This is a genomic window from Brevibacillus centrosporus, assembly GCF_003710815.1.
Lineage (GTDB): Bacteria > Bacillota > Bacilli > Brevibacillales > Brevibacillaceae > Brevibacillus > Brevibacillus centrosporus.
Genome location: NZ_RHHP01000054.1, coordinates 1 through 1,670, shown reverse-complemented (window position 1 = coordinate 1,670; position 1,670 = coordinate 1). Strand labels below are relative to the sequence as shown.

Annotated in this window: 2 protein-coding genes; both read right to left on the bottom strand. The window is 47.4% G+C overall.

All coding sequences use genetic code 11. The features are described from left to right. Window positions 1–44: 44 nt before the first annotated feature. Window positions 45–896, bottom strand: coding sequence for an IS3 family transposase (locus EDM55_RS29300; protein ID WP_170184557.1), 852 nt, complete (start codon window positions 894–896; stop codon window positions 45–47). A gap of 26 nt (window positions 897–922) precedes the next feature. Beyond that, on the bottom strand, window positions 923–1,603 hold the full coding sequence (locus EDM55_RS29295) for a helix-turn-helix domain-containing protein (protein WP_031305320.1): 681 nt from the start codon (window positions 1,601–1,603) through the stop codon (window positions 923–925). Between the last annotated feature and the right edge of the window lie 67 nt (window positions 1,604–1,670).

The following is a 1,670-nucleotide window of genomic DNA, read 5'->3' as shown; positions in this document are numbered from 1 at the left end:
TGAACTGCACCCCGTCAAGTAGACAGTACAAATAAGTAAAAGTTTTAAGCGGCCTTAGTTCTGAATTCCGTGGGACTGAGGCCGTTTAACTTTGCCTGTAATCGCTCGTTATTGTAAAAGTGGATATAGGTATCGATGTCCTTCTTCAACTCTTCAAACGAGTTGTATGTAGTCAGGTAATACATCTCGCATTTCAAGGTTCCCCAGAAAGATTCCATTGGTCCGTTGTCAATGCAACGGCCAACACGTGACATGCTTTGGGTAATGTTTGCTTTGTCCAGTTTCCTCTTAAAAGCCGTCGAGGTGTATTGAAACCCCCGGTCACTGTGAAGCATAGGAGTAGCGCCCGGCGTAGCCTCAAGCGCCTGGTCCAGCGTTTTAAATACGAGTTTGTTGTTGTTCGAATGCCCGAGCACATAGGAAATAATGTTGTTGCTATGGAGGTCCAGGATGGCGCTGAGGTAAGCTTTCTGACTATGTCCATATTTGAACTCCGTTACATCGGTCAGCCACTTCTCATTGGGCGCTTCAGCATGGAACTTGCGGCCTAGCAAGTTCTCGGCAATATGCTGTGGAGCGGAACGCGGGTATTGCTTTTTCTTCCTACGGATTACCGACTGGATCCCTGCGAGGGTCATGAGCCGCCGAATTCGTTTGTGATTAATGGGTTTGCCTGTTTGACGACGGAGCTGGACAGTGTGCCGCCGGTAGCCGTAGATGCCGCGCACCTGCTCATGAAGGGTCAGCATGTCCTTCGTCAGTTGCTCGTTTTCTTGTTCCTGCGGGCTGGGTTTGTGGTTTACCCACTTGTAATAACTGGAGCGCTGAATCTGTGCAACCTCACACAACAACTGCACGCTAAACCCTTGTTCTTCATGTACCGCTTGTATGGCCACATACACATGCCTCCGTCGATGTCTGCTCAAACTCGCCTCCTTTGAATTTCCTTCAACTTTTTTAGAAACGCATTCTCCGCTCTAAGCCGTTCATTTTCATATTCCAGCTTCTTCATCTCCAGCTTGTGACGCTCGGCCTCGGTTAACTCCTCAGACGCTTTCTTCCGTCCTCGCCCGTCCTGAAGCGCATCTTGTCCGCCGTTCTCGTACTTCTTGACCCACTGGTACACTTGGTTGTAGGAAACATTAAACTGCGCTGCTGTTTTCCCATAGTTGCGCTTATGTGCCATACAGTAAAGCACGATATCAATTCGTTCCTGCCACGTAGTAGAACGTCCTTTGGTCATAGCCGATGCTCCCTCGTTAACCGATTTAAAGCTGCTATGACTATTATACTTGGCAATCCAGCTTCTGAGCTGAGTTCGGCTTGCAATTTTGTATGTATCGATGAGTTCATATTGTGAATACTTCCCCGACAAATAATCTTGAACCGCTTGAAGCTTTAATTCGGGGGAATACCGGTTATTCTTGATTCGGATTTCTAACCCTTCCATTCCGTACAATTCATACTGATGCCGCCAAGCTCGCAAGGTCTTCTTATGGAGATTGTACTTGTGGGCGACTTCCACCAGAGTGCCCCCACCTGTTTTCAACTCCTCTAAAATCGCCAATTTCTCCGCGCCACTATACTCATTCTTCTTAGCCAAAAGAAATACTCCCCTCCAAGTAGTAGGTTTGTTTTTTAAACCTGTCTACTTAAAGGGGAGCATATCA